Origin of the sequence: Thalassobacillus cyri (assembly GCF_900107755.1) — a bacterium.
In the GTDB taxonomy this organism is placed as follows: Bacteria; Bacillota; Bacilli; order Bacillales; family Halobacillaceae; genus Thalassobacillus; species Thalassobacillus cyri.
On the sequence record NZ_FNQR01000001.1, the window covers coordinates 358,459 to 385,034 of the forward strand.

27 protein-coding genes are annotated in these 26,576 nt (G+C 40.4%); 15 read left to right on the plus strand and 12 right to left on the minus strand.

The window, feature by feature from the left end:
* Positions 1-241: 241 nt before the first annotated feature.
* The 3 genes from BLV00_RS01670 to BLV00_RS01680 all read right to left on the minus strand — a co-directional run bounded on the left by BLV00_RS01670 (position 242) and on the right by BLV00_RS01680 (position 3,148).
* On the minus strand, positions 242-1,132 hold the full coding sequence (locus tag BLV00_RS01670) for an HD-GYP domain-containing protein (protein ID WP_245728725.1): 891 nt from the start codon (positions 1,130-1,132) through the stop codon (positions 242-244).
* 402 nt (positions 1,133-1,534) lie between these two features.
* Entirely contained in the window at positions 1,535-2,059 is a 525-nt protein-coding gene (locus BLV00_RS01675) for a ribonuclease H-like YkuK family protein (RefSeq protein WP_093041607.1), read from the minus strand.
* Positions 2,060-2,329: 270 nt separating this feature from the next.
* Entirely contained in the window at positions 2,330-3,148 is an 819-nt protein-coding gene (locus tag BLV00_RS01680) for a cupin domain-containing protein (protein ID WP_093041966.1), read from the minus strand.
* Between the two features lie 446 nt (positions 3,149-3,594).
* On the opposite strand from BLV00_RS01680, the gene BLV00_RS01685 reads away from it, so the two are divergent.
* Positions 3,595-3,945, plus strand: a complete 351-nt coding sequence (locus BLV00_RS01685) for a DUF2200 domain-containing protein (protein WP_093041610.1) — start codon at positions 3,595-3,597, stop codon at positions 3,943-3,945.
* A gap of 146 nt (positions 3,946-4,091) precedes the next feature.
* Complete coding sequence (locus BLV00_RS01690) at positions 4,092-4,619, plus strand: GNAT family N-acetyltransferase (protein WP_425441627.1); 528 nt, start codon at positions 4,092-4,094, stop codon at positions 4,617-4,619.
* Between the two features lie 56 nt (positions 4,620-4,675).
* On the opposite strand, the gene BLV00_RS01695 is transcribed toward BLV00_RS01690, so the two are convergent.
* Both BLV00_RS01695 and BLV00_RS01700 read right to left on the minus strand, forming a co-directional pair.
* The gene (locus BLV00_RS01695; protein ID WP_093041616.1) at positions 4,676-5,176 is read right to left on the minus strand and encodes a hypothetical protein; all 501 of its coding nucleotides are present in this window, start codon (positions 5,174-5,176) and stop codon (positions 4,676-4,678) included.
* Entirely contained in the window at positions 5,139-5,729 is a 591-nt protein-coding gene (locus tag BLV00_RS01700; protein ID WP_143030662.1) for a MarR family winged helix-turn-helix transcriptional regulator, read from the minus strand. Before BLV00_RS01700 ends, BLV00_RS01695 begins: the two co-directional genes overlap by 38 nt.
* A gap of 243 nt (positions 5,730-5,972) precedes the next feature.
* Here BLV00_RS01700 and BLV00_RS01705 point away from each other — a divergent pair, with 243 nt between their 5' ends.
* The gene (locus BLV00_RS01705; RefSeq protein ID WP_093041622.1) at positions 5,973-6,536 is read left to right on the plus strand and encodes a hypothetical protein; all 564 of its coding nucleotides are present in this window, start codon (positions 5,973-5,975) and stop codon (positions 6,534-6,536) included.
* Positions 6,537-6,896: 360 nt separating this feature from the next.
* On the opposite strand, the gene BLV00_RS01715 is transcribed toward BLV00_RS01705, so the two are convergent.
* Together BLV00_RS01715 and BLV00_RS01720 are read right to left on the minus strand one after the other, a co-directional pair.
* Positions 6,897-7,868 (minus strand): arsenic resistance protein, encoded by a 972-nt coding sequence (locus BLV00_RS01715; protein WP_093041628.1) that lies wholly within the window; start codon positions 7,866-7,868, stop codon positions 6,897-6,899.
* A 278-nt stretch (positions 7,869-8,146) separates the two neighbouring features.
* Positions 8,147-8,332, minus strand: coding sequence for a hypothetical protein (locus tag BLV00_RS01720; RefSeq protein WP_093041631.1), 186 nt, complete (start codon positions 8,330-8,332; stop codon positions 8,147-8,149).
* Between the two features lie 282 nt (positions 8,333-8,614).
* Here BLV00_RS01720 and BLV00_RS01725 point away from each other — a divergent pair, with 282 nt between their 5' ends.
* The 4 genes from BLV00_RS01725 (at position 8,615) to BLV00_RS01740 (ending at position 13,758) form a co-directional block, all read left to right on the plus strand.
* Complete coding sequence (locus tag BLV00_RS01725) at positions 8,615-9,427, plus strand: DUF899 domain-containing protein (RefSeq protein ID WP_093041634.1); 813 nt, start codon at positions 8,615-8,617, stop codon at positions 9,425-9,427.
* Positions 9,428-9,539: 112 nt separating this feature from the next.
* The gene (locus tag BLV00_RS01730; RefSeq protein ID WP_093041636.1) at positions 9,540-10,274 is read left to right on the plus strand and encodes a DUF899 family protein; all 735 of its coding nucleotides are present in this window, start codon (positions 9,540-9,542) and stop codon (positions 10,272-10,274) included.
* Between the two features lie 398 nt (positions 10,275-10,672).
* Complete coding sequence (locus tag BLV00_RS01735) at positions 10,673-12,316, plus strand: acetolactate synthase large subunit (RefSeq protein ID WP_093041639.1); 1,644 nt, start codon at positions 10,673-10,675, stop codon at positions 12,314-12,316.
* A 2-nt stretch (positions 12,317-12,318) separates the two neighbouring features.
* Entirely contained in the window at positions 12,319-13,758 is a 1,440-nt protein-coding gene (locus BLV00_RS01740) for an aldehyde dehydrogenase family protein (RefSeq protein ID WP_093041641.1), read from the plus strand.
* A 139-nt stretch (positions 13,759-13,897) separates the two neighbouring features.
* Here the strand turns inward: BLV00_RS01740 and BLV00_RS01745 are convergent, their stop codons facing one another.
* Positions 13,898-15,211, minus strand: coding sequence for a Glu/Leu/Phe/Val family dehydrogenase (locus tag BLV00_RS01745; RefSeq protein WP_093041643.1), 1,314 nt, complete (start codon positions 15,209-15,211; stop codon positions 13,898-13,900).
* Positions 15,212-15,529: 318 nt separating this feature from the next.
* Here BLV00_RS01745 and BLV00_RS01750 point away from each other — a divergent pair, with 318 nt between their 5' ends.
* Positions 15,530-16,447 (plus strand): VOC family protein, encoded by a 918-nt coding sequence (locus tag BLV00_RS01750; protein WP_093041646.1) that lies wholly within the window; start codon positions 15,530-15,532, stop codon positions 16,445-16,447.
* 151 nt (positions 16,448-16,598) lie between these two features.
* On the opposite strand, the gene BLV00_RS01755 is transcribed toward BLV00_RS01750, so the two are convergent.
* Complete coding sequence (locus BLV00_RS01755; protein ID WP_093041649.1) at positions 16,599-17,855, minus strand: hypothetical protein; 1,257 nt, start codon at positions 17,853-17,855, stop codon at positions 16,599-16,601.
* 187 nt (positions 17,856-18,042) lie between these two features.
* On the opposite strand from BLV00_RS01755, the gene BLV00_RS01760 reads away from it, so the two are divergent.
* Positions 18,043-18,795, plus strand: coding sequence for a cyclase family protein (locus BLV00_RS01760; protein ID WP_093041652.1), 753 nt, complete (start codon positions 18,043-18,045; stop codon positions 18,793-18,795).
* A gap of 47 nt (positions 18,796-18,842) precedes the next feature.
* Here the strand turns inward: BLV00_RS01760 and BLV00_RS01765 are convergent, their stop codons facing one another.
* Together BLV00_RS01765 and BLV00_RS01770 are read right to left on the minus strand one after the other, a co-directional pair.
* Positions 18,843-20,258, minus strand: a complete 1,416-nt coding sequence (locus BLV00_RS01765; protein WP_093041655.1) for a DUF4179 domain-containing protein — start codon at positions 20,256-20,258, stop codon at positions 18,843-18,845.
* Positions 20,239-20,772 (minus strand): sigma-70 family RNA polymerase sigma factor, encoded by a 534-nt coding sequence (locus BLV00_RS01770; RefSeq protein ID WP_093041658.1) that lies wholly within the window; start codon positions 20,770-20,772, stop codon positions 20,239-20,241. The genes BLV00_RS01765 and BLV00_RS01770 overlap by 20 nt, the downstream gene beginning before the upstream one ends.
* Positions 20,773-20,970: 198 nt before the next feature.
* Here BLV00_RS01770 and BLV00_RS01775 point away from each other — a divergent pair, with 198 nt between their 5' ends.
* Both BLV00_RS01775 and BLV00_RS01780 read left to right on the plus strand, forming a co-directional pair.
* On the plus strand, positions 20,971-21,285 hold the full coding sequence (locus BLV00_RS01775; protein WP_245728726.1) for a hypothetical protein: 315 nt from the start codon (positions 20,971-20,973) through the stop codon (positions 21,283-21,285).
* A gap of 118 nt (positions 21,286-21,403) precedes the next feature.
* Complete coding sequence (locus BLV00_RS01780; protein WP_093041661.1) at positions 21,404-22,159, plus strand: sulfite exporter TauE/SafE family protein; 756 nt, start codon at positions 21,404-21,406, stop codon at positions 22,157-22,159.
* Between the two features lie 524 nt (positions 22,160-22,683).
* On the opposite strand, the gene BLV00_RS22615 is transcribed toward BLV00_RS01780, so the two are convergent.
* A complete protein-coding gene (locus BLV00_RS22615; RefSeq protein ID WP_342721960.1) occupies positions 22,684-22,878 on the minus strand; it encodes a hypothetical protein in 195 nt (64 codons plus the stop codon).
* Positions 22,879-23,348: 470 nt separating this feature from the next.
* Here BLV00_RS22615 and BLV00_RS01790 point away from each other — a divergent pair, with 470 nt between their 5' ends.
* The 4 genes from BLV00_RS01790 to BLV00_RS01805 all read left to right on the plus strand — a co-directional run bounded on the left by BLV00_RS01790 (position 23,349) and on the right by BLV00_RS01805 (position 26,268).
* Positions 23,349-24,353, plus strand: coding sequence for a DUF3231 family protein (locus BLV00_RS01790; RefSeq protein ID WP_093041664.1), 1,005 nt, complete (start codon positions 23,349-23,351; stop codon positions 24,351-24,353).
* Positions 24,354-24,396: 43 nt separating this feature from the next.
* Positions 24,397-24,888 carry a hypothetical protein gene (locus tag BLV00_RS01795; protein WP_093041667.1) on the plus strand — a complete coding sequence of 164 codons (492 nt, stop codon included), beginning with the start codon at positions 24,397-24,399 and terminating at the stop codon, positions 24,886-24,888.
* Positions 24,889-25,560: 672 nt separating this feature from the next.
* Positions 25,561-25,857: a hypothetical protein gene (locus BLV00_RS01800; RefSeq protein ID WP_093041670.1), complete on the plus strand. Its 297-nt coding sequence runs from the start codon at positions 25,561-25,563 to the stop codon at positions 25,855-25,857.
* Positions 25,858-26,046: 189 nt separating this feature from the next.
* Positions 26,047-26,268 carry a hypothetical protein gene (locus tag BLV00_RS01805; protein ID WP_093041673.1) on the plus strand — a complete coding sequence of 74 codons (222 nt, stop codon included), beginning with the start codon at positions 26,047-26,049 and terminating at the stop codon, positions 26,266-26,268.
* Positions 26,269-26,576 lie beyond the last annotated feature (308 nt).

Sequence of the window (26,576 nt, forward strand, 5' to 3'; positions counted from 1 at the left end):
AGAAATGCTTTTTCTAAAAAAAGAGAACCATATAGGTTAAGTTAGCTGAATAATCTGGACCTACGTACACGTTGGGATATGATGTATGGGAGGGATCGTTGACATGGAAAATGCGGGGGAGTTTTCACTAAGGAACTATTTGAATGCTATGTAGAAAAGGGATAGCTCATGGTGCTGGCGATCTGTCCCTTATAAAATTGCAGAAACACGAAGTAAGAGATTAAAAGACTATAAACGGATGCTAAAATTCCTGGAGCATATAGTCCGGTATTGCTATTTCTTCCATCATATCAATAAATATGGTTACCAAATTTCCGTCGAATTGAGACCAGGAGCCTTTACGTAATTCCTGAAAGGCATCGGAGTAGCTAAGTATCGCTTTTTTATAATTACGCCGGTCTATGGTCATTGTATCAAAAGCATCACATATTCCAATGATCCGGCCCTGAACTGTAATCTCGTCACCGACCAGGCGGCGGGGATATCCGGTCCCATCCCACCTTTCATGATGATCACGAATAAATTTAGCTGCTCTCGTTAAACCAAGATGCTTCCGTACTATGGTATTCCCGATATGCGAGTGACTTTGGATGATCGTAAACTCTAATTCGGTAAGCTTCCCGGGTTTTAATAAAATGTTTTTAGAGAGTCCCATTTTGCCGATATCATGTAATAGGGAAGCAACTCGCAGGTCTTCATCATAACAGTCCGCTCGCTTGGCTAGCGAACTGGCAAGGAACATTACCCGTAAGGAATGATATTTGAACATTTGAATGACTTCATTATCCTGGGCGATCTCATAAAAGAGAGTCTCCGGGTCACGCCCCATACCGGTGAAAGGTTGCTCATTTTCCTCGATAGTCTTTGTTTCCGTCAGGGTCTGGTCTTCTTGTGGACGGAGTGGGAATTTTTCTTCGATACTTCTGAATATTTCTTCAAATGTTCGTTTCTCATCCCTTTTTTCAGAGATATATGCAGCTATTTTTAAATCATTTTGATCGTAAACTTTTTCGCCATTTTCTATTAGCGCATGATGATTTAATTTCACTTCAAGCTCTTTAAACCATTGGGTTACTACTTCGGAATTTCTTTCTAAATAAGTAGAAATGTCTGGTAAACTATATGTTTTCATGTATATGTTTTACTCCTTTTTCGCTTTAACTAGGTGAAGAAATTATATGGAATTATAGCATAGAAGATTACATTTATACCAGTAATTAGTAAAACACAGCTGATTCGCTCGGCAAATAAAAACTTGTGCCCATAAGTAGTTAGGGCGGAACTTGGTTGTGTTAAGTCGGAAGATGCTTCCGTTAGGACAGAACATTCGGCCGTTAGGGCAGAAGTTTGTAGCGTTAGGTCAGAAGGTAGGCCAGTTAGGGCGGAAGTTTCACCGCAACTCCGAAAACCAGTTCACTTTCCGTTCATTTTCAATTCTTATACTTTAAGAAAGTTTAACTTTTGTAGTAATGCTTTTGCCATAAAAAAGTGCCTGCCCTGTCTGTAACAATCGGGGCAGGCACCTTTATTTCGCTTATTTAGTATATTTGTTGGCGTAACCGCTTGCGACGATTGCATCTGGTTTTATTTTCGCTTCCATCCCGAGCGATTCGATCCTCGCCATCATTTCCTCTACATAGATTCGTGTCCGGTTTCTTTCCCCTGCGCCAATATCGATGTGACCTTCGATAGAGAAGCTGGCACCTTTATAAATGTGAGGCAGGACGATATTGATCAGTTTGGTCTTTTTTTCTTCGGTGAAAAGACTGGCGACTTCCTCTGTCAAGGAAGTTTCGTAGGATATACGCTCACCGAGTACATGCATTTGTCTGTTTACGACTTCCTTCCTGAAACAGGCCCAAACGCCAGCGCCTTTGCGTTGAATGACGATTCCTGTGATAAAAACAGTGGCATGCGTGTGTACTTGAGAGTCCGTACCTAACATCAGCTTATAGTTACCCATCGGTTCCTTCTTCATAAAGCTATAGATGTAATGAAATACCTCATCGAAATTCATTTTATTCCGGGAGATATTTTGAAAATTCAACGGTCTGTCCATGTGGTTTCCCCCTGTTTAATCAGCGGTGTATTCCAGTACTTTTTTTAGAGGATGTTCTAAAAAGAACCCCTTTATGCAAAAAGGGATTTGCAGCGGAGGTTTCGATTGCCATGCAAGTGGAGTTGTGAGGATAGGTAAAATCAACTATGCAAAAAGCAGCGTCATACTATAACGTATGTTAAAAGAAGCATTTTATTGAATCGATGAGAAAAAAGCCTGCCCTACGAGTCAAATTGACAAGGAGGGCAGGCACTTCTTTTAACTGATTATTCACTCTTCAGCAGCCAATGCGTCTGCTTTCGTTTCATGAACGGTACCAAATGGATGCTCCGGTGGCGCATAGATGGTGTAAAGCTTAAGCGGTTCATCCCCTGTATTGGTCAGGTTGTGCCATTTACCAGCAGGTACCATGATGGCATAGTCATCCTCTACGTTTTCTTCAAAGTCTAACTGGTCCGCACTGTCTCCCATTTGAACCAGTCCCTCACCTTGCTCGATTCGTAAAAACTGGTCGACATCCGGATGGACTTCCAGACCGATGTCATCCCCTACCCCGATGGTCATCAAGGTCACCTGCAGGTTTTCGCCTGTCCATAAGGCGGTCCGGAATGTATCGTTTTGCAGCGTAGCCTCTTCGATATCCACTACAAATGGTTCGGTGCCATAATCTTTCAGCACCACCCTTGTTTCCTCGCTTAAGGTATGGAACTTCTCCGCATGTCTGGCATCATCATGACAAGCTCTCCAAAATATTTTAGAGAATGGGGAGTGCTGATAAGAGGCATAGCTTTGACGGTTTGTTTCATAACTTTGCGCTTCTGTCTGGCAGGCCTTTTGTAACCCTTCCTGATAGGAATCGAAAGTGATCTTTTCAATTTCACAGGCAGGCTGTCTGCCGGTCAGCATGACATATAGGTCGTTCAGTTGTCTCCAGTGGAGCTTTTCCTCTTCTGCAGCCCGAAGGATTACCTGTTGATGCTGCTGGTTTGGTGCATGGCTGGCTAATCGGCTGTAAAAATCACCGACTTCTGCTTTCTCTTTTATCGCGGCCCGTAACGTTTCAGGAACATACTGATTATTTCTCGTCATGAAGTTTTGGGGCATAGGGGCGTTTACGTAATAAGGATATTGGTATACAGGCGGGAATTGGTTCACTTTGCTTCATTCCTTTCCAAGAATTCATAACAATATCCTATGCAAGGAACGACAGGGAGGGGAATGAAACCTGGGGCAGTCTCTAAAACACTTGTTATAAATGACAGGGTAAAATAAGAATCGCGATTAACTGCTCAAGCTTGCCACTTTTTTGTTATGATGGGGTAAGCAGGAATTGTAATAAATGGTATTTTGTCAGCCATAATAAGCGTTTTTAATTTAAACAGGGGATAACCGATGGATAAAATAAGGTAAATACTCAGAACATGAAGTATCCTGCAGTCTGCCAATACATAATAGAAGCAATTACGTAAGGATGTTCATTCGAATGATATAATTGGATAAAAATTATAAATAATATAGGAAAGGGAGGGTGTACCATGACCAAACATAAGATCTATACAATGAGTGTCGCAAGTGTCTATCCCCATTATGTTACGAAGGCGGAGAAAAAAGGGCGTTCAAAAGCAGAAGTTGATGAAATCATCCGTTGGTTGACAGGATATAGCCAGGAAGAGTTAGGAGCTCAACTGGAAAAGCAGACAAACTTTGAGGACTTTTTTGCGGAAGCTCCCCAACTGAATCCTTCACGGAATATGATCAAAGGTGTGGTCTGCGGTGTCAGAGTGGGAGACATAGAAGAACCAACGATGCAGGAAATTCGCTACTTGGATAAGCTGGTCGATGAGTTAGCAAAGGGAAAAGCGATGGAGAAGATTTTGCGGAAATAACAATTAAAAATCAATTTTCTATTATTTCATTTGGGCATCCATTTAGAAGTGGGTGCCTTTATCCTTCGTAAATAATACATAGAGCTGAGGAATAAGAGTTTTTAAAGTGAGGTTATAGTCTTTTAAGTAGATCGTGGGGGATTAAGTTGTTTCAAAACGGATATTTAAAAGTTAGAAAGTTGGAAGAAAAAGATGATCACCTGTTAGCGAAATGGCTTTCAGACCCGTCGGTTCTTGAGTTTTATGAAGGAAGGGACAATCCTTTTGATTTAGCCAGAGTAAATAAAGTCTTTTATGCACCTCAAGATGTTGTAGATAAATGTATCGTTGAGTTTGATAGTAACGAAATAGGATATATTCAATTTTATCAATTAGATGAGGAAACGAAAAAAGAATATGGATATGAGAACGAACATGTGTATGGAACAGACCAATTCATTGGTGAAGTAGAATATTGGAATAAAGGGATAGGAACATTACTTGTTTCATCTATGGTTAATTTCCTAATGGAGCATAAAAAGGCAGCCAGAGTAGTGATGGATCCCCAAACAAGAAATACGAGGGCTATTAAATGCTATGAGAAGTGTGGGTTTAAAAAAGTTAAACTGCTCCCAAGTCGTGAACTTCATGAAGGTGAATATAAAGATTGCTGGTTGATGGAGTACCGTGAATGAAAATCTATAATCGGTCTGCTCTCAAAAACAAAATATTCGGTTATATCCCAGTATTTTTATGCCAGTAAACGATAGTAGTACGAAAGTTTGATATACAGTATACAAAGGATAAATCCGATAGGATAAGTTAATGCGGTCAACAAAATGTTCCATCCAGAATGGTAATCAACCTTACCAGCAACCAAACCAATATATTCCATACATGATGCTGCTAAAGTAAACAAAAAAACCAGATAGACCGGACGAATTCTACTCTTTATCAGCACATAAGCGAAAATGATTGCTAACATCGGATAGTAGCCGATGTTATAAGGGACGATTGATAAAGAAGGATTTAGATAGTCAGGGGTTACAGTCCAAAAAAATACCTGACCTAAATCATTTATTAAAAACGCGATCGTGGCACCCACCGGAAAAAGCAGGATAACCAAACGCGGTTCTTTTGTAAAGAAGTAAATACAGATAATCCAGGGGATCATTGTACCAACTATAATATTCAGGAACATAGGGATCACTTCTTTATATTTGATAATCAACTGCTTCTTCTGTACATTCACACAATCCTATTCTCCCATTAATAACCTTTTGTTTGAATGGTTCACCTTTGTGTACATCCAGAATTTTTTGGGCATAGGCCAGGAAATTGACCACTTCTTCTTTCGAGAGACAGCTGATATCGCAGGGGAAATTTTCCATGTCTGCAACAGCGTCTACCAGTTGTTTCAGCAAAACGCTTCCTTCCAATGTAATCTCTACTTTTTTGTACCTTGGTTTCTTCTTATCAATCCCTATCCGAATCATGCCTCGCTCCTTTAGAGGTTTCAACAGTCTTGTAACAGTAGAACTATGCCAGCATCCTAACTCCCCTATTTCTGAAGGCGAAAGAACATTTTGATTGATCGAGAGTAAAAATAAAATATGCTGCTGAGCAGGAGTGATATTATACCGCCTACCCAGTTCAGCCCACTGTTCTTCCATACAAAAGTACAATGCCCTGATCATTAGAAGTAAATTTTTTTTCAGCCAAAAGTCCACTCTTTCATCACCTTCACTTGTAAGTACAATTGTAGATACAACTGTATTATTCGTGATTTTCGATTCTTTATTCATGGCAAGAACTATTGCGATCCAGATTTAATTTTAAATTGTCAGCATGAAACTAGAAAATCCAGATGGGCTTTAGGTAAAAGGTTTGCTGCAGGTTATCTCAAAATCAATTCATCTTGTTAAGGGGGCGATAGCTGCACAGTGGCTATCGCTTTATGTGGTAACGTTGCATGAATGATGAATTAGAATTAAAATTTTTTGAAACCGAAACACATTTCAGTCTATATAAATCAAGGGGGAGAAAAAATGAAAAAAATAGCGCTATCTTTTACATTGATATTATCAATAATTTTCATTCTTTCCGGTTGCCTGGAGGCAGAGCAAGGAAAGGGAAGTCAGGTAAATGAACCTGAAACCAAAACACAGAATGCTGAAGTTCCACTAACAACAGAAAAACAGAATGAGGAAGAAGCGGATGCGGAATTTCACACAGAAATTCCTTCTATAAAGAAAATAAGTTCGAAGGCTCCAGATATAATTTTAGATAATAGTTATCAAGAAGTATGTTGGCGAGATTGTGATGATAATAGGACCTATAATTACCCGGATATTCACTCTGGTGAGGTAGAAGCTGGTGACAGAATTTTAATTGACTGGAGAACCATGAAACCAATTCCATCCGAAGTTAACTTAATTCGTGTAAACAGTTTAGGAGAGGAAATCAGTAAAGAAAATATTAACACAGATAGTTCTACATTAAACATACAAGTTAGCGAAGAAGAAATCGGAAAACAATATGCCGTTCAATTCTTATGGAAAGATGGAGAAAAACTTCAGGGCCATAGTGTGTTAAATTATAAGCTAAAATAAAATTTATCATACATAAAAAAGGCAGTATGGTGATTGCTTAAAAGACAAGATGCAAAATTGAAATTATGGGAGAGGATATTGTGAAGGGAAAGCTATCGTACGAGGCCTACATAGAATTATTTCTTATAACCATCATATTAGGTGGTATTGGAATTCTTTTATTTTTAGTGACAAATAATTTTGTGATATTTTTCGTATCATTAATTTCAGGAGTTTTAATAGATATGTTGAAATTCGCAGCTAAGATTTACTCTTTGCAGCTTAGTGAAGGGAATAGTAATAAAAAAGGGAGAAATTAAGGGGTATCCTATTGTAGGGCGACAAGGCAGGTTAACTTAATACAAAAGCACACATCAGTTTTTAATGTGTGCTTTCCTTGTGTTTATATTTAGAGTTAGAAATAAATAATAGAAACTGCGTAACGATTGCTAAGATAGGCAATTCTAATAATGGACCAATAACTAAAACTAAGGCTATTAAAGGCTGGTCTGGAAATGCGGTCACAGCAATTGCTAAAGCGATTGGAGAATTTCTGGCTAAAGTAGTTAAGCTCAAACTTACTCTGTCGGAGTTCGGGAACCTCATGAGCTGCCCAACCTTTTGACTGACAAATAAATTAACTATAAAAAATAATAGAATAGGTATAATTATTTTCCACATTAAATCTAAATTATCAAGCAATAATTGTCCTTGCGAAGCGAACATAGCAACGATTGCAAGGCTTAGGAAAATAATGGGGTATAAGCTAAGTTTAGATATGAAATTTTCTCTTGATTGTTGCTTGTTTCTAAAAAGCCATTTGGTGAGAAAGGACAATATCAATGGTATGAACAAAACAATTAGTATACTTTCTACTAGGAAACGTAGTTCTATGACGTCAGTGGTTCCGCAAAAAATCAAAAGATAGATAGGAAGTAATAACACTTGTAAGAGTAAGTTCAAAGGCAAGATAGCGGTTGATAGAGCAACATTTCCTTTGGCTATTCCTGTGAAAATTAAGTACCAATCCGTACATGGAGTTACCATTAACATAATAAACCCAATGTATAATGCTGTATGATCTCCTAGAAAAACCATTGCTAATAGCCAGGCTAAAATGGGTGTCCAGGCGAAGTTAATGATGACTGAAGTGGATGAAAATGTAATGTTTCTAAACGATTTTTTAATTTCTTCCATAGGAACTTGTAAGAAAGTAATATATAACATAGCTACTAATAAAGGGACTATAAAACTTTCCGCATTAGTCCTGATTAATTCCACTTGTCCAATACCTATACCGATTACAACTGCTGAAAATATAATCAGCGTATATAACTTTTCGAATAAGTTCATTGTGGGTCACAACCTGTAAAAGTAAATGGAAATGCATACTTAACGTTATCATAATTAAAGTGATTTTGCTTATTCCAGTAACGGGTAGCTTTTTTTACGAGCTATATATGGGTACAAATACATAAGGAAATCCAAAATTAAGCCAATGTGTAAGGTTCTCTACTCCATTTAAGCAGACAGGACGAGGCTGGGGAAGTTTCTCTTACTGAACATTTAACAAATATACCTTGGATTTACTTATACGTATATATATAAAAGACCACAAAAATAGTGGTCCTTTAATCTCTCATCGATCCCGCTTCACGGGATGTCATAGACCCTATCCCTTTGCTTACATCCTGTTGAATTTCTTGTTTTACTTTGTTGGGATCTGTTCCGGAATAGCCTGGCTCCATCATCGACTTCGAATTCTCTTTTCTTCCTTGTCCTCCATCAGTTCCTGTCGTGGTCTGGTTCTTTTCCATGACCAATCACCTCCATATAAGTAGGTTTAGCAATCATTCAAATAATAATCAGATGATCATTCCTAATTTGAAAAGAAGGGATTTACTCTCATTTTAGGTTATCGATAAAGACCAACATGGTGATCAGGTAAAACTGCTTAAACAGTTATGAACGATATAGTTGGATTTTAATCCGTTAAGGGGGCCTGAGGGGTTGCCCTCTTTATTTTTTTTTAGCAATCGAGAAGAAATTCATAGCCATCGTATGTGATAAGCTTTTAAAAAAAGAAGAGGAGAAAAGTTATGAAAAACAAGGAAAATCATCTGCAACTACCCAATATTGTGTCCCGAGACGAATGGCTTGTGGCCCGTAAGGAACTGCTGGCCAAAGAGAAGGAATTCACAAAGACACGGGACGCGCTGAATGCTGAACGTCGCGGACTTCCAATGGTAGAGATTGATAAAGACTATGTCTTTGAGGGTCCGCAGGGTAAAACACATCTGCTTGATCTATTTGAAGGGCGGCCTCAACTTATCGTGCATCACTTCATGTTCGACCCTGATTGGGATGCAGGTTGTCCTGCTTGTTCGCTGGCTGCGGATAATATCGGCCATCTTTCCCACTTGCATGCACGCAACACATCACTGGCTCTGATATCACGTGCTCCATTTTCTAAGCTCCAACAATACAAGGAACGCATGAGTTGGGACATTCCTTGGTACTCCTCCTATAATAGCGATTTTAACTATGACTTCCACGCTACGCTCGACGAATTGGTCGCTCCGATCGCATATAACTATTTGACCAAAGATGAGCTTGTACAGAAGGGCGTACCCGTTGATTCCGGACAATCAATGGAAGTGCCAGGCATTAGCACCTTTCTTCGCGATGGTGAAAGAATTTTTCACACGTATACGACATACGCCCGTGGAACGGATTTACTACTTGGTACCTTTAACTACCTCGATTTAACCCCACTCGGCAGGCAGGAGGATTGGGAACAGCCATCAGGACGCAGCGACGGCAACGGTAAGTCATGGCTTCGTCGTCATGACGAATACGATCCCTCTCTTGAATCGGATTCCTGTTGCCATTCAAGAAAGAACGATTTGTAATCTAAGAGCTATCTCAAAGAGGTTCGACAGTTAGAATTGATAGGAAGTAGCTGAGGTTAAATGTCAAAAAACTGACGGTCAGTTTTAAGCAATATAGGGAGGGGATCATTACATGAATCAAAATGACAAAACTTCTGCCCGGCCTCCAGTGGTTGACCGGGCCACCTGGCAGGCCAGACTGGATGAGTTGCGGATCCGAGAGAAGGAGCATACTCGCGAAGGGGACGCAATTGCGGCAGCCCGTCGTCGACTGCCGATGGTCGAGGTGGACTCGTCCATCCCGCTGATCGGTCCGGATGGCCCGGTCACGCTGCTCGAGACGTTCGAGGGCCGGCGCCAGCTGGTCGCCTACTTTCACATGTGGCATACCGGCAGACCTGCCGCGGAGCAATGCGAGGGCTGCACCTTCTCCACGACTCACATCAACGAGCTCTCCTATCTGCACTCGCGGGACGTCAGCTACGCGACTTTCTGTGAGGGGCCATATGAGGAGAGCTCGCGGTATCGTGACTTCATGGGCTGGACGGTTCCCTGGTACTCGGTGCCCCAAGACGCCGCGGACCAGTTGATCGTTGACCGGCACTTCGGCATCCTGGTCAGTTATCTCCGGGACGGCGACAAAGTCTACGAGACCTACTGGACCACAGGCCGTGGCAACGAACGGATGGCACCGTCGTACGGACTGCTGGACCTGACTGTCTACGGCCGTCAGGAGTTCTGGGAGGATTCACCCAAGGGCTGGCCGCAGCGTTGGGGCTCTAAAGGTGGTCAGTTTCAGCTGGACGGCCGCCCAACTTCCCAGTGGTCGCGCCTGGCAGCAGGGCGCTCTGACGATCTCGGCACATAGGGGGCATCTATTATGATTCCAACGGGAAGGCAACATTAGTTCCAGCTTAGTCTGAGAGGTATCAAAACCTACAAAAAAGTTAATTAAATAATCGATCAGTACAAAAGACCTTCAGTAACGAGTTATGCATTGGTTATATGTTGAAGGTCTTTTTATATGCAAAAAATATACTGCCATTTCATACATGAACTAAATCCCAAATACAGCTGAGTATTTTCTACCTCACATGCATAACGTCCCTTGGAAATTCCCTGCCTTTTATTCCGTTCTTCTCGTAATCCCTCCTGGTTTTCCCCGCTGATGTGATAAAAGAATTGTTAACAGCAAGATTTTTAATAAAAAAGGATATTCTTCACAAAATAAGCTGTGGGTGAATACTAAGGCGGAAGGGGATTGACATGAATGTTGCACAATTGCTTGTGAAATGCCTCGAGAATGAAGGAGTAGAGTATATTTTCGGGGTGCCTGGTGAAGAGAATATCGATTTGATGGATGCACTGGTTGATTCAGAAATTGAGTTCATTGTGACCCGTCATGAAACAAGCGCTGCTTTTATGGCAGGAACTTATGGAAGACTGACAGGGAAGCCGGGCGTTTGTTTAGCGACGTTAGGACCTGGGGCGACCAATTTGTTGACAGGGGTGGCTAATGCCAATATGGATCATTGTCCGTTGATCGCCATCACTGGACAGGCGGGATTGAATCGCCAGCATAAAATATCGCATCAGTATTATGATCTTGTTGATATTTTTGAACCTGTGACGAAATGGAATGCACAAATTAAAACAGGAGAAATTGTACCTGAAGTTATCAGGAAAGCCTATCAACTGGCGATTCAGGAAAAGCCTGGAGCGACTCATATCGATCTTCCCGAAGATGTTGCCGGCATGGAAGTGGATGAATCGCCATTGCCAGTGACCGGACATACTTTATCGATCGCAAAGGATGAAGTCATTGAAGAGGCTGCTTCCCTCATTTCCAAGGCTGATCACCCGCTTATCCTGGCCGGAAATGGAGTAACCCGGGGTCACGCAACGGAAGATTTACAGAATTTTGTTTCACAGATGAATATCCCTGTCGTTCATTCATTTATGGGAAAAGGGGCGATTTCCTGGAAAAATGAATTAAGTTTACTGACGGCAGGAATCAGCGGGAAAGATTATATCACATGCGGATTCCAGCAAGCGGATTTAATCATTACTATCGGTATGGATATGGCAGAAACACCTCCGGAAAATTGGAATCCAGAAGCAGCGACCCCTGTCCTGCACGTGGATACCGAAGAAGCGGAAATAGATTCCCATTACCCTGTCGCTTTGAATGTGGTCGGTGATATCGCTCAGAGCCTAAGAAAGCTTTTGAACGTCATACCTGATCGGGATAGCGATGACAACTGGTTTGAATCGATCAGGAAGTCGGCCCTTGAGGAACTGGAGAGTTTTAAGGAAGATGAAAGTTTCCCTGTTAAACCACAAAAAATAATCTATGACCTCCGTGAAGTCCTCAGAGATGAAGATATTGCTATATCGGATGTCGGGGCCCATAAAATGTGGATGGCCAGAATGTACCACACGGTTCTTCCAAACACTTGCCTCATCTCAAATGGTCTCGCTTCGATGGGAGTAGCTGTCCCTGGAGCGATTGCGGCAAAACTCGTGCATCCAGACCGGAATGTGGTTGCTGTTTGTGGCGATGGAAGCTTCCAGATGACAGGCGCAGAGTTAGAAACAGCGGTCAGGCTGAACCTTCCCATTATCATTTTGCTTTGGAGAGACGATGGCTATGGGCTGATCGAATGGCATCAGCTAAAAAAATTCGACCGTCCGTCCCATATCAGTTTTGGGAATCCGGACTTTGTCAAACTGGCTGAGTCTTATGGGTTTGAAGCGATGCGAATAGAAAAAACAGCTGAATTGAAACCTGGATTGGAAAAAGCAATCAGTCTTAACAAACCAGTACTGATCGATTGTCAGGTAGACTATAGCGAAAACATGAAATTGACGGAAATGTTGCGGAACATTCATTGTGAAGGGGGTGTGTGAATATGAGAATTAATTCCATTATCAATGGGGAGGAGCTCAAGGAAGCGAACCGGGAAATGATGACGGTCCGAAATCCATATAATCAGGAAGAGGTTGCGGAGGTCGTATTAGCAAATGTAGATGATTTGGATCAGGCGATTAATCAAGGTTTCGCTACCTTTCATGATCAAATGAAGAAAATGCCTGCCTACGAGCGATCGGATATTCTCCGAAAAACGGCAGATTTACTTGAGGAAAGAAAAGCATCGTTTGCCGAAACCATCACAAAAGAAGCAGGAAAGCCCTTCAAACATAGTCTCGGTGAAGTGGAGCGTTCTATCCAGGTGCTAAGGTTCGCCTCTGAACATGCGAAGCATATCAGCAGTGAAGTGATCCCGATGGATGCTGCCATTGGCGGTGAAAACCGGTTAGGGTTTACGAAGCGCGAGCCACTCGGTGTCGTGGCCGCGATTACTCCCTTTAACTTTCCGTTAAATTTATCGCTTCATAAAATAGCTCCAGCAATCGCGGCTGGAAATACCGTCATCTACAAACCGGCAGAGAAGACGCCAGTTTCCGCTTACAGGCTCGTTAAATTGTTCTTTGAGGCTGGACTGCCTCCAGGAGCACTTCACTTAATCATGGGGCGTGGTGAAGTAGTAGGTGACCCGCTTGTCAAACATGATAAGATCCATAAAGTGACGTTTACGGGGAGCCTTCCTGTTGGGAGAGGCATCCTTGAAAAAGCAGGTTTTAAAAAGGTGACCCTGGAATTAGGTTCCAATTCTCCGAATATCGTATTTGACGACATCGAAATTGGGCACGTGGCAGCTGATTTAGTCAGAGGTGCTTTTGTTTTCTCGGGTCAGGTATGTATCTCCGCTCAGCGTATCTATGTCCATCAATCGATATATGATGCTTTTTTAAAAGAATATATCAGGCAAACGAAATCCTTGGCTGTTGGGGATCCAATGGAAGAAACGACAGAGTTCGGACCAATGATCAATGAGGAAGAGGCAAAGAGAGCCAAAACGTGGATTGATGATGCTGTTCACAAAGGAGCAACGATTGAAACTGGCGGCGAACAAAAGGGGGCTTTTTTGTCCCCGACGATTATGACCAATGTAAACAATGATATGAAAGTGATCGCAGAAGAAGTGTTCGCACCCATCGTGTCCGTCATACCTTTTGATACAGAAGAAGAGGTTGTGAGGATGTCGAATGACTCGATTTATGGCCTGCAGGCGGGGGTTTTCACGAATGATCTCAACAGGGCCCTTCGTGTGGCGGACCAATTGGAAATGGGCGGGGTCTGGATCAATGAAATATCGACTTACCGGCAGGATAATCATCCATATGGCGGCGTAAAGAAAAGTGGAATTGGGAAAGAAGGCGTCAAATATGCGGTGGAAGATATGACGGAAGTGAAGTTCGTTGGTATCAATTTAAATGAAAAAAGTTGATTATTTTTATAGATGATTTCTGGACCTATACAGAAGTCATCTTTTTTCATGATTATCTGACAGGAATGCCTATCTTTTTAGCTGAAATAATAAACTTCCCCTGGACAAAATAGTTCAGGGGAAGTCCAGTGTTGTAGCGTCATCCTTCTGATAAATCGGAATCTTTGATCCACCCACGGGCATGCATGGCTTTCACCAGATGGTTAATACCGACCATATAGGCCGCATCTCTCATGAAGCATTGTTTTTCTTCACGCATTTTGAAGACGGTATCAAATCCGAACAACATTTTCTCCTCAAGCTTTTGGTTGATTTCTTCTTCTTTCCAATAGTAATTCATGGAGTTTTGAACCCATTCAAAGTAGGAGACAGTTACGCCACCCGCATTGCAAAGGATATCCGGGATAACGAATACTCCTTTCCCTTCGAGGATCTTGTCTCCTTCTGGTGTAGTCGGCCCGTTAGCTGCTTCTGCTACCACCTTTGCCTGAATAGACGGGGCGTTATCTTTCGTAATTTGGTTTTCCACCGCGGCTGGTATGAGAATATCGACAGGAAGGCTGAACATTTTTTCATTCGTTATCGGTTCAGCATCTGTATAATCAGACGCATAATTCTCTTTGTTTTTAACAAACTCAAGCAAGTCAGGGATATTTAAACCTTCCTCACGATAAATTCCACCTTTGGCATCTGTCACCGCAACGATTTTGACACCTAATTCATGCAAAAATTTAGCTGTCATGCTTCCGACATTTCCGAATCCCTGAATAGCTACAGTTGTTTTATCCAATTCCATATCCAGGACTTTGGCAGCTTCCCGGATGGTAAGGACGACCCCCCGGCCGGTTGCTTCTAATCTGCCTAGTGAGCCACCGATGATGATAGGCTTTCCTGTTAACATGCCCGGTATATTGTACCCACGGAGCTGATCGAACTCATCAATCATCCAACCCATCACCTCAGGGTTTGTATTGACATCCGGTGCTGGAATATCCTTTTGTGGACCGATGATCGGCGTTATTTTCCGGATGTACGTCCGGCTTAACGTTTCAAGTTCCCGTTCTGATAATTTTTCCGGATCCACAATGACTCCACCTTTTCCTCCCCCTAGAGGTAGATCGAGGATGGCAGACTTTAAAGACATCCAGATGGACAAAGCCTTTACTTCATCAATATTTACTAAAGGGTGGAAGCGGATCCCACCTTTGGTAGGGCCCAATATATCAATGTGTTGCGCACGATAACCTGTAAAGTTTTCTAAGGTTCCATTATCCATTCGTACCGGAATCGACACTTCAAGCATTCGCATTGGTTTTTTAAGCACATGATAAATATTTTCATTATACCCCAGTCTGTTCACCGATTCTTTAAGTAATGATTTCACGACGTTGTATGGATTTACGCCATGTGTTGTTATATCTGACTCCACTTTTTCACTTTCAATTTTTTTCATAGTTAGGCCCCCTTACAAAAGCTATCACCTATCTTATAAAATCCCTTTAAATTAAGAATTTTATACATTTGGGGAAGATGAATATGCTTATGCTTACTTTTTTCGAATGGAAGTTAGCATGTTCAGCGTGGAGCAAGGGCAAAAGATGGAAATAATTTCAAACATTTACCTATTGCTAACGATTCTCTAAATAAGACCTTTTTTACTTATGGAGGCTTCTAAATAGAGGAGCTGTGTTTGATAATAGCAATCTATAAGAAATCACAAGAAAGGCAAAATGGTAAAATTAATAAAACGTCAAAAAACAGGAGGAATAGTATGACAAAAACAAAACATAATCTCATTCCACATTTGTGGTATGACAAGGAGGCGAGTGAAGCAGCAGAGTTTTATACTTCCATATTTCCGCACTCAAAAATTTTAAGTAAAACCACACTCCAAGAAACACCATCAGGCGACTCCCATTTAGTTTCTTTTGAGTTGTGGGGACAGAAGTTCCTAGCAATAAGCGCAGGGCCTTATTTCAACTTCAATCCGATGATGTCTTTCATGGTAAATTTCGACCCATCACGAGATAAAGACGCGAGATCAAAAATTGATGAGGTCTGGAACAAATTGTCCGAAGGCGGCAAAGTATTAATGCCAATGGATAAGTATCCATTCAGTGAAAGGTATGGCTGGATTCAAGATAAGTATGGTTTGTCGTGGCAGTTAATCCTTACCAACCCAGAGGGGAAAGAACGGCCCGCGATCGTGCGGTCGCTAATGTTTGCCGGTGATAAATGCGGCAAAGCAGAAGAGGCGCTTAATTTTTATTTATCTGTATTTAAAAACGCAAAGCTGGGTAACATTGCCCGCTACCCTCAGGGCATGGAACCTGATAAAGAAGGAAGCCTCATGTTTTCTGATTTCATGCTTGAGGATCAGTGGTTTACTGCAATGGACAGTGCGAGAAATCATGAATTCAGTTTCAACGAGGCAATCTCATTTATGGTATATTGTGACACACAAGAAGAGATTGATTACTACTGGGAGAAGCTGTCTGCAGTTCCTGAATCGGAGCAATGTGGCTGGCTGAAAGATAAGTATGGAGTATCCTGGCAGATTGTGCCGAAAGCTATGGAAGAGATGATGAGCAGTAATAGCACACCGGAACAAATTTCACGTGTTAGTCAGGCAACGCTTAAAATGAAGAAACTTGATCTTGCAGAATTGCAGAAAGCATACAAAGGATAATAAAAAATACGGCCTGCTGCCTGGTGTCTTTATAAGCTTTTTCCCGAAACGCAGATAATATAAGCTCAGAGCCATCTTATAGGCTCTGAGCTCTTAGGGATGTTATTCTATGCTTTAATTTGGATTATCTGCCTAATAACTCTTACACATTTTAACTTTCTTCCTGGGCTTCTTTTTTCTCCTGAGCTGCTTCTTTCTTTTCTTCGGCTGCCTCTTTTTTCTCTTCCTCTGCTTCTTCTTTTTCTTCTTCTGATTCTTTTATCTGTTCGTAACGTTGCCGCTGGCGATATCCATAAGTGGAAGAGAGGACCACATCTTCATTTTCAAGCGCAGACCCGAGTGCACCGATGATGGTGGAAACGCTTGTCGCTGTCCATGCAATGTAGAAGTAATTGATGAAGCCCACACTGCCAGTTAACTGGGACTGCAACAATCCCATCGGTATCAGCGCTATCACTGCGACCGCAAATAACAGGAATAATAAGAAGTAATACATAGAGACCGTGACTAAAAGGGTGAGAACTGTGGCAATGTTGTACAGTTTTCGTAAATAACCGGCATGCTGATCATTCGGCTTCTCCCATAGCTTGTGGGCGAGGATGATCCACCCGACCATAGCCAGTATGGAAGCGATCGACAGCATAAACATCCGCCATATCCCGTAATTGTTACTGAGTTGCCATAGCGTCGGGAATACGAGCGCATATGATCCAGTTGTGAAAGCAATAATGATAACTTTCATAAAAGATGGGAACATGGCCCATGGGCGATTTGCCCGGACCATCCCTGATAAAACCCGTATGGCGCCGCTGAAACGAGATTTTACCGTGAACCGGACATCAATGTTCGATTCGCTTTCATCCGGTGTTTCCCTTTGAAGTGGAGATACACGGTTGAATAAACGCTTGCCTACCAGTCTGGTAGAACTTTTATTTTTCAACTCTTTATGTTGATCGCCATTTTTAGCCTGAATCCTTTGTTCTGCCCGCTCCCTGTCTTCATTGGAACTCCCATAATACATCTCATTTACCAATTGTAAAATCGATTCTCGTATCCGTTTGAACATTGGCGTTGATCCAAGTCCTGGTAAACTGATTAATGCAACGCTTTCCTTTTCGTATGCTTCTGCTACTATCGGCTTTTTGTCATTAAAAAATGGCAAATCAGTAAGACAGATTGCAAAATCCCAAGTATTATCTTGTTTCTTATCCAAAGTCGCACGTAATACCTTATTGGAATCTTCCGTCACGCCTGTGAGTGCGTCAATGGTGTAGGCGACATCCCATTCGTAGTTCTCATCAACGTAATAACTGAGCAAATCCGGTAATTGCTGCTGCAGCTTTTCTCTTAGTTCATCTGGATAACCCGGTGCTGTGATTAGTCCTAATGTTTTGATAGATTTGCCCATCTATTTCACCTCTATTTCATCTTATAAATCAATTACCTATACTTAATAACCGAAAATAAATTATTTAAACGGTAGGAAGCAGTAACTGCTGTAAGAAATTTACTGGATACGATCCGGATGGTCCATCAGTGGGGAGGGATTATACAAATCATTCACGAACATGTAATTAAATGAAAGGAGATGGGTTATGAAATTAATTGACTTGAGTGTACCCCTAAGTCCTAAAGTAAAGGAACCGCTTCCCCCGTCCATTGTATCCCACACCCATGAGGATGGTGCGGAACAGGGAGCGAAGATTCTTGGCATTGAAAAAGAAGCCTTTCGGGATGGTAAAGCATGGGCAACTGAAACAGTGACCGCAAACACGCATGCCGGCACACACGTAGATGCCCCATGGCATTACGGAGAACAATCAGAAGGGGAACCGGCGCGGACCATTGATGAAATGCCCCTTGATTGGTTTTATCATGATGCCGTTTTATTTGATTTCAGCAATCATCCGCCTGGATATGAAATTTCGTCAGATGATCTTAAACAACAACTGAAGGAAATCGATTATTCCTTAAAACCTTACGACATCGTGCTGGTCCGAAGTGATGCTGATAAGAAACTTTATGATGATCAATACGCTTTCCTGCATGTAGGTGTATCAGCAGAAGCGACTCGCTGGCTGCTTGAACAGGGCATTAAAGTCGTAGGGACCGACGGCTGGGATATTCCCCTAAACATTCAGGCTAAGCAGTACATGGCTGCACCGGACAAAGGGGTAATGTGGGATGCACACTATGTAGGAATCGAAAAAGAATACTGCCAAATTGAAAAGCTGGCGAATCTGGATCAAATTCCGATGAGGCATGGGTTCAAGGTGTCCTGTTTTCCGGTGAAAATTGAAAAAGCAAGCGGAGCATGGACGAGACCGGTCGCTTATATAGAAGAATAACTGAAAATAAGGGCAGTCTCTGTACGAGGTGGCTGCCCTTATAATCACTATCTTAAATCTATTTTGATCAGCTTCATTTCAATTGTGTCATTACCCGCGAAAATTCCAAAAGGTACCATCAGGGAATAATCCGCTAGGGTGAATGTATCCTGATTACCAAGGTTAAATCGTGACTGAAAATGCAATGCTTCCCGGTCCATTACTGTTCCTTTTTCAGCTAGAACGAGTGAATCATCTTCCAATGCTTCATACTGGGTTTGGCCATCGGCACCTGGAATGACATCTTCCGAGCGAATAAGCTTTATCTGATTTGCAAAATTGTTGAAGATATCATTACTAAACTTTGCTGCGTCCACATTTTTGATGTGATAATCGACTACTACATCGCCGTCTTTTTTCATAACTTCATTGACGACGATTTTGTAGCCAAACCGCTTACTTTCCACTTCAAAGGTGGATGGCTGAATCGCATGGATGGTCTCAAATTCATCACTTACCACCGTTGGATGAATCGTGAGAAACTGATCACTCTCATCAATTTTACTCGTAAAGAGAGAGCGTTCCTTAACTTTTACCTGATTAGCCGTTTCTTTTATATTGAGGATATTTCCGATATTTCTACGCATCAGGCGATTCCCCTGATCATCGAAAACATCGATGTTGATTTGATCTCTTTCTCCGTCTTTTGGTCGTGTCGTTTCATAATCCAGAATGGTGGTAGCGTTTCCTTTTGTTATGGTGTCCATAGTAAAGGTGTAGGAACCATCTTCCGTACGGCTTTCACCTTTCACCATAAGATTTTCAGCTGGCCGTTTTTCAATCGGTACATCAAACTTCCAGGTGCCTTTTTCCCCAAGGACGGATGTAAACGTAAGGGGAAGTGTGAAATCATTGTCGATGGTTTGGTTCAATTGGTAAAACTCTATCGCACCGACAAATCCATCTTCCGTTTTTTTGAGACTGCTCATCGACCCAGCCCATTGGCTTTTTTCCTCGCCATCAAATAAATAGTAACCATATCCAGTTTCAGAGCTGTTTGGTTGATTCATATTTTTTATGGATGAAAGCTGGTCGCCTTCTGCTTTGAAAGTAATTCCCAGTAATTGATTGTCATAGTAGGCACTCGTAATGGTTATATCAATTCCGTTATCAGTTGCTTTCTCTTCAAGCTCTGTAACCAGGTCACTTGCGAACAGTTCACTGCCAACTGTTGTAGTCATGTCCTCATAAATGAAGTGAAGGACAGGAACCTTTGCCAGTACTTCCGTGACGGGAGAGAAGACCAGTCCAGAGGCCAGGACTAGTGACGCAGCAGCCGACGAAATGGCAGCGGTCGATTTCCAGTGTTTCCTATTACGCTTCATACGCTTTCCTGATTTGATACCATTCGTAATTGCCTGCTCCAGGGCACGGTCAGGGACTTTTATCTCGCTCCACTGCTGATCAAATGGTTCTTTTCTCATTGATCCTAACTCCTCCTAATGATTTTTTTAGTTCATTTTTAGCGCGGTGAAGATAAGTTTTCACCGTTCCTTCCGGTTTCTCCATCGTTTCGGAAATACTTTTAATCGACTGATCATGAAAATAGAAAAGGATAATCACCGTTTTATAATCCGTGCTTAAGTTTGACAGAGCAGCAAGCAAGTCCAGCTTTTCATCAATGCTATGATTCTCATACTCCCGGAAGTTGGAAAAGTCGTCGGTCAGGACAACTTTCTTTCGCTTTTGAAGGAAATCATAGGCCGTATGAATTAATATTTTCATCAGCCAGGCTTTAAACAGTTCCGCTTTTTTTAGTTGGTTGATAGAAATAAATGCTTTGGTCACGGCGTCCTGAACGACGTCCAGGGCATCATGTTCATTACGGACATAGAGGAATGCTGTTTTGTATAATTTCTCGCTTTCTTCTTTAATCAGTGTTTCAAATGCTTCTTCATTGCCTTTCATAGCTTTTTTTACTATGTGCTCATGTAACAATTTGCCACCTCCTCACCCATATATGAGTGATCAACCTAATAAAAAGTTTCAATTTTTTATGTTTCCTGAACGCTCTCATCCTACCATAATATGTTAATGTTAATTTGAGGATGGAATTAAAATCAAAGCAAGGATGTTAACACTGAGATAATTGGTATAAGAAGTAAGTTATTTTAATTAAGGAAGAGGGGTATAAGGATGCCATTAGAACAGGAAGTCATTGGGATGTTGATTGCTGGATACTCGATAGTAATGGGAGGAGCTCTATTAATAACCTTGTTCCTTTGGGTCAAGAAAAAGGACAATTTTCTTGCGTATGGAAGCACGTTATTACATATGGTATTTTTTTCTCTGGCCTTCTATTTCGTTATAAAAGCAATGGCCTTTGATTATCACCACCCGATGGCTTCGGAAGAAATATCCCTTCAATTAGGTATAGCCGGAGTCATTTGGGCTGTAAGTATGCATTTTTTAGTTTTTGCAATCTATCATTTTTCCAAAACAAGAAAGTGAAATTATGGTAGAGTGGACAGAAAGGATGTTGGTTGTTCTCACTACCAATAATAGTTTATACCATAGTTGATACCTGCCAATCATCTACCTAGCATACATAGTTAAAGGACTGACCAGAATGACACTATTATCTTTTATCGCCATTTTATTGGTTGGAGTGGGGGCAGGGTTTATTAATGTAATTGCTGGTGGCGGCTCGCTCCTTACCATGCCGATGCTGATATTTTTCGGCTTGTCTTCAGCCGTAGCAAACGGAACCAATCGGATTGCGCTGATGGCTCAAAATATTGTCGCTATTGCATCTTTCCGAAAACATGGATACTTTGATTGGAAGTTCAGCACGATGCTGGCGATTCCTGCCTTGATCGGCTCGATTGTGGGAGCGAACTTCGCCATTTCTCTTTCCGATGAGATCTTTAATCGGATTCTTTCCATGGTCATGCTGCTTGTTCTTGCCATTATCATTTGGAAACCACATAAGAAGTTATCAAATGGTCCAACTGAAGACACACTTTCAAGAAAAATAGGTCTGATCGTCATTTTCTTTTTTGTGGGAGTGTATGGCGGCTTTATTCAAGCTGGTGTCGGTTTCATAATCATTGCTTCCTTAACAGTGGTATCTGGCTTGTCCCTTGTGAAAATCAATAGCATCAAGGTTTTTGTGGTAGCAATTTACACACTATCCGCATTAATCGTATTTATCATAAACGATCAGATCGATTGGGGATACGGCATTACGTTAGCCATCGGTACAAGCATCGGGGCTTTTCTAGGCAGTAAATTTGCAGTACAACGTGGGGAGAAATGGGTCCAGCGTATATTGATTGTTTCTGTGATCATTATGGCTGGCAAATTGTTCTATTCCTCGCTTTAACACCAACTGAAGATCCGTTTCCGAAAAGAATGGGCTATATAACATGGTGCAGTTGCTATCTATATAAATATTAAATGTGTAACGGGTCAGTTATCGAGGAGAAAAGTTAAAATTACTCATCAATTGGTGGACGAAATCGGATATGATTTCGTTCTTTTCTTTTTGAGTGTTATAGAAAGATAGAAATTAACAACAGATGTTCCGTTGCTAAAAGAAGGGCTATTGTCTCGAAATCAAGTCTTCCAGAAAAGGGCAGGATTGTGGAAGACTTGATTTCGAGATAAAGTGATTTTTTTGGAAAAAGTATTGCTGTAATTAAAGAATCTTAAAATGATTTAACTAACAAAGATTTCAATTAAATGGAAGGTTGTTCGTATGATTGTTAGGTTCTTCTTATTATCTGTATTAATTGTTTTTATAACTGGATGGGAAAAATCAGGATGATAAACTCTACTCGTTGTCACAAAAGATAGATGAAAAGAAACCTATAGATTCTATAGACATACGGGATGATAAAAACAATATCAATCAAAGATTGACTCTGCCTGGTCCAAATCCTGTTCGTCTTCGAAGTCGATAATTAAGCTTCGAACACCAATCGATGATTTCAATTCTGTACTCGTTCCTTCAGCAATTAAAACTCCTCGGTCACCAATAAGGTCAGCAAGTTGATCTGCTTCTTCTAAGTATTGTGTCGTAAGAAACACTGTCGTTACCATTTTTGACTAATGCCCGAAAGATACCACACTTCATTCCGAATTCTCGGATCAAGGCCGGTTGTTGGTTCATCCAAACGAGAAAAACCAAGTAACCTGCCAATGAATATTAAATTTTCTCGGCCAGATAACTCCAACAGAAGTAAACTGACCCGTCAAACTGATCGATTGCCTTACTTCATCCGCTTCTTTTGCTAAATTATACCGCTTGACCTTCTGTTGGTTTCAGCAGAGTTTCCAGCATACGGATGATGTCTTAAACGATGGCAATGCAAGATAGGTAAGTAGAAGACGAGTATTCTCCCAAACAAACGACAATTCATCACCTAATACGCTAAGGAACCGACTTTTTAGGTTGGCTTATTAAAGTGAAGCTACACGTTTGCAGAAGAACCTTGGAAACTTAGAATTACTCTAACAATTATCTAAATAAAACCTTAATACTCTGGGCAACATTAGAAAGAGGTGATTATATGGATAAAGAAGAATTAAAACTCACATCTGCTGAAATAGGAACATTGTGGGGAGAGTATGTAAATGGAACTGCCGTTGATATTGTTAATAAATATATGCTGTCCATTATAGAAGATGAGAAGATAAAAGAAATCTTCGAAGATGCAATAGAAATTTCCGGTAATCAAAAGCAACAAATAAAATGGTTTATTGAAAACGAAGAATTCCCAGTTCCAGTTGGATTTTCAGAATCAGACCTTAATAGAGGCACCAAAAGATTATTTTCTGACATATTCTGTTTGCACTATTTGCATATTATGACGTTGAACGGTTTAATAGGGCATACTATATCACTTAGTTCTTCTGTTAGAAAGGATTTAAGACATTTCTATGAATCAGCTAGTAATGATGCTATGAGTATGTATCAGCGAACTACTGATTTACTATTGGAGAAGGGACATTTTCAAAGGGATCCTTACTTTTACCCTGAAAAAAAACCCGAATTTGTTTCAGGTCAACAGTTTATTAATGGCTTTTTAGGAGATAAACGCCCTTTAGCTGCAACAGAAATTATTGCTCTATCCCTTAATATTAAGAAGAAAATAATGGAGAAGTCACTTTCTATAGGATTTAGCCAAGTGGCAAAATCAAAAGAGATTAGAAAATTTTTAGAGAGTACACAAAATGCATCCAATCAACAAATTCAATCATTAAGTAAAATATTAAAAGGAGATAATTTGCCGGTTCCAATGTCTTGGGAGTCAGAGGTTACTTCTTCACAGGATTCCCCATTCTCAGACAAGTTAATGTTGTACCACATGGGTTTCTTATTACAATCTGCCCAATCATACCATGGTGCAGGTCTAGCATCAGCAATGCGAGTAGACCTCGTAACAACTTTTGAAAAAATCATATTAAAAAATATAATGATAACCAAAGAATGGTTTAATTTAATGACCAAAAATAACTGGTTAGAACAGCCGCCACTTGCTCCGAATAGAAAGGACATAGCAAAAGATAAGTAAATAGAGCTACTGGTAGATAGGGCTTAGCAAATTAGGTGAAGTTATGGAAATAGGTTATTCTAAAAAAAGTAACAAATTAGAAGTTTTATTATGGAGTATTGCTTTGCCGGGCTTTGGACAATTGATAAATGAAAAATATATAAAAGGAATACTGCTAGTTAGCTTGGAGATTCTTATTAATGTTATGGGAAACTTTAATAAAGTCATTGTTTTGAGTTTTAATTTTAAGATTGAGGAAGCAATCGCTGAAACCAATTATATGTGGCTAATGTTTTATCCGTGTTTATATTTCTTTTCTATTTGGGATGCATATAAGGATGCTGGTGGGGGAAAGGATCAATCCTTTCCCTATTTGCCTCTTTTATTCTCGGCATATTTCGTTACAACAGGCCTAATGTTTTCACCTCGATTTACATTCTTTGGATACTTAATGGGTCCGATATGGCTGCCTATATTATTCTTGCCGATTGGTTTAGGTATAGGGGTAATCATAAGAAGGATATTGTTGAAAATATACTCAAAGGAAACAATCTAAACATGCATTCTCTCGATGGAAAAACCGCCTCCAATGTAAGGAGCTAGAAAAATTCATCTAAACATACTACTCAATGGGCGATAGCTGCACAGTGGCTATCGCTCATTGTGTTGACGGAGCAGTTTGATTAAATAAAGGAGTGAGGGTTTGTTTTAAAACCTCGTTATCGGAGTTACTATTTAACGGAAAAAGTATATACTAAGAAAAAATATTGGTATATTATGTTAGAATGAACCGTAAGCAAAAAGGAGGAATACTATGAAAACATCAACCAGCTTAGTTTGTTTAATTTTTAGGTGTTCTCCTAATGGTATGAAGTGGATTGGAAAAAATTTTAATTTCCACAAATTTTGATGTGCAAGTGGATATTTTAGCAATGAAAAACATCACACCTACCTACATATGGTACATACCAAATGTCACGTTCATCGGTGATCTCCTCTTAACAGCTATCGCGATATCCCTTACTTTCTCTACTTATAACCAAACAAAGTACAACCGAGAATCTGAATAGTAAAAAAGTCTGAATCCTAACTTCCAGCACTTTTAGGGGGTGGAAACTTTTAACGTTAGATTTTATTGACAAAACAGAGATGGAAGAAAACTACTATGTTCTTCGTTATACCATTGAAGATTAGAGTGAAATTTGTGAGTAACAAGGAGGTGAATTAAATGAATTATCTATCCCTTATTGTTACCATTTTTGTTTTGTTATTCGCTTTGAGAAAGATCTCTAGGATTAAGTATTCTAAAAGTCATTCTGCTATAAAAGAGGCTAAACAAAATGTGATTTCGCTGTTATGGGGAGTTTTAGTAATTGCAGCAATGATATTTATCCCTTATAAAGTTTGGATGTTAACTGGAAGTTCTCCTTATTGGGATGGATTTTACATTGTAGGAGGAACTGCTCTTTTAACCATAACTGTCTCTTTTATTTTTTATTATAAAAGTTCGGTAAAATTAAGCTAACGAGAGCAAAAGTAAAAGAACAGTAAGAGATATTTCGATTTTAAATCTTCATGTATAGGGGGCAATTGTTCAATATAGACGATCGCTTTATTAACTAACAGCAGGGGTATTGAATAGGAAATTATGTACTTAACAGTAACAACAAAGGAGGATTACAAGTTTATCTGAGAGTAATGGAGTTGATTTGTCTTGAATAAAATCAATTTTGCAATCAGTTTTATTTCACTTGCTTTTCTCTTATTTTTATTTAAAGTTTTTATGGCATCGCAATTAGGAGCTAATGTTAGTTTGCGAATAGGTAAAAATATTGTTTTTACTATGCAGACTTTTCAAATAGCTGCTGATGCCATTACTTTTGTGTTAATGAGTATAGGAATAATTTTAATAATAATAAACAAGCGCCAGAAATAATAGAATTTGTTGTTCCAGTAAAGGTAAATGGTGCGATGTTTGCACTGTGGCTATTGCTTATTGAGCTAACGGAACAGTTTAGTGTAAGAACACCTTTAATTATTTTATGATTTATTGTAAAATGTGAGATGTACAAAAATAATAATCTTCGTTTTATGAACTGGAAAATTGTAGCTAGGGTTCCGCTATTATAGGTCTGTGACCGAGGGCTACATCTTTTACAAAAGTAAAAGGCACCTATTGACATAAAAGGTCCGAGGGGAAAGGTTCAGCGTATTTGTTATGCGTTGAAATCTTTCCCCTCGGAC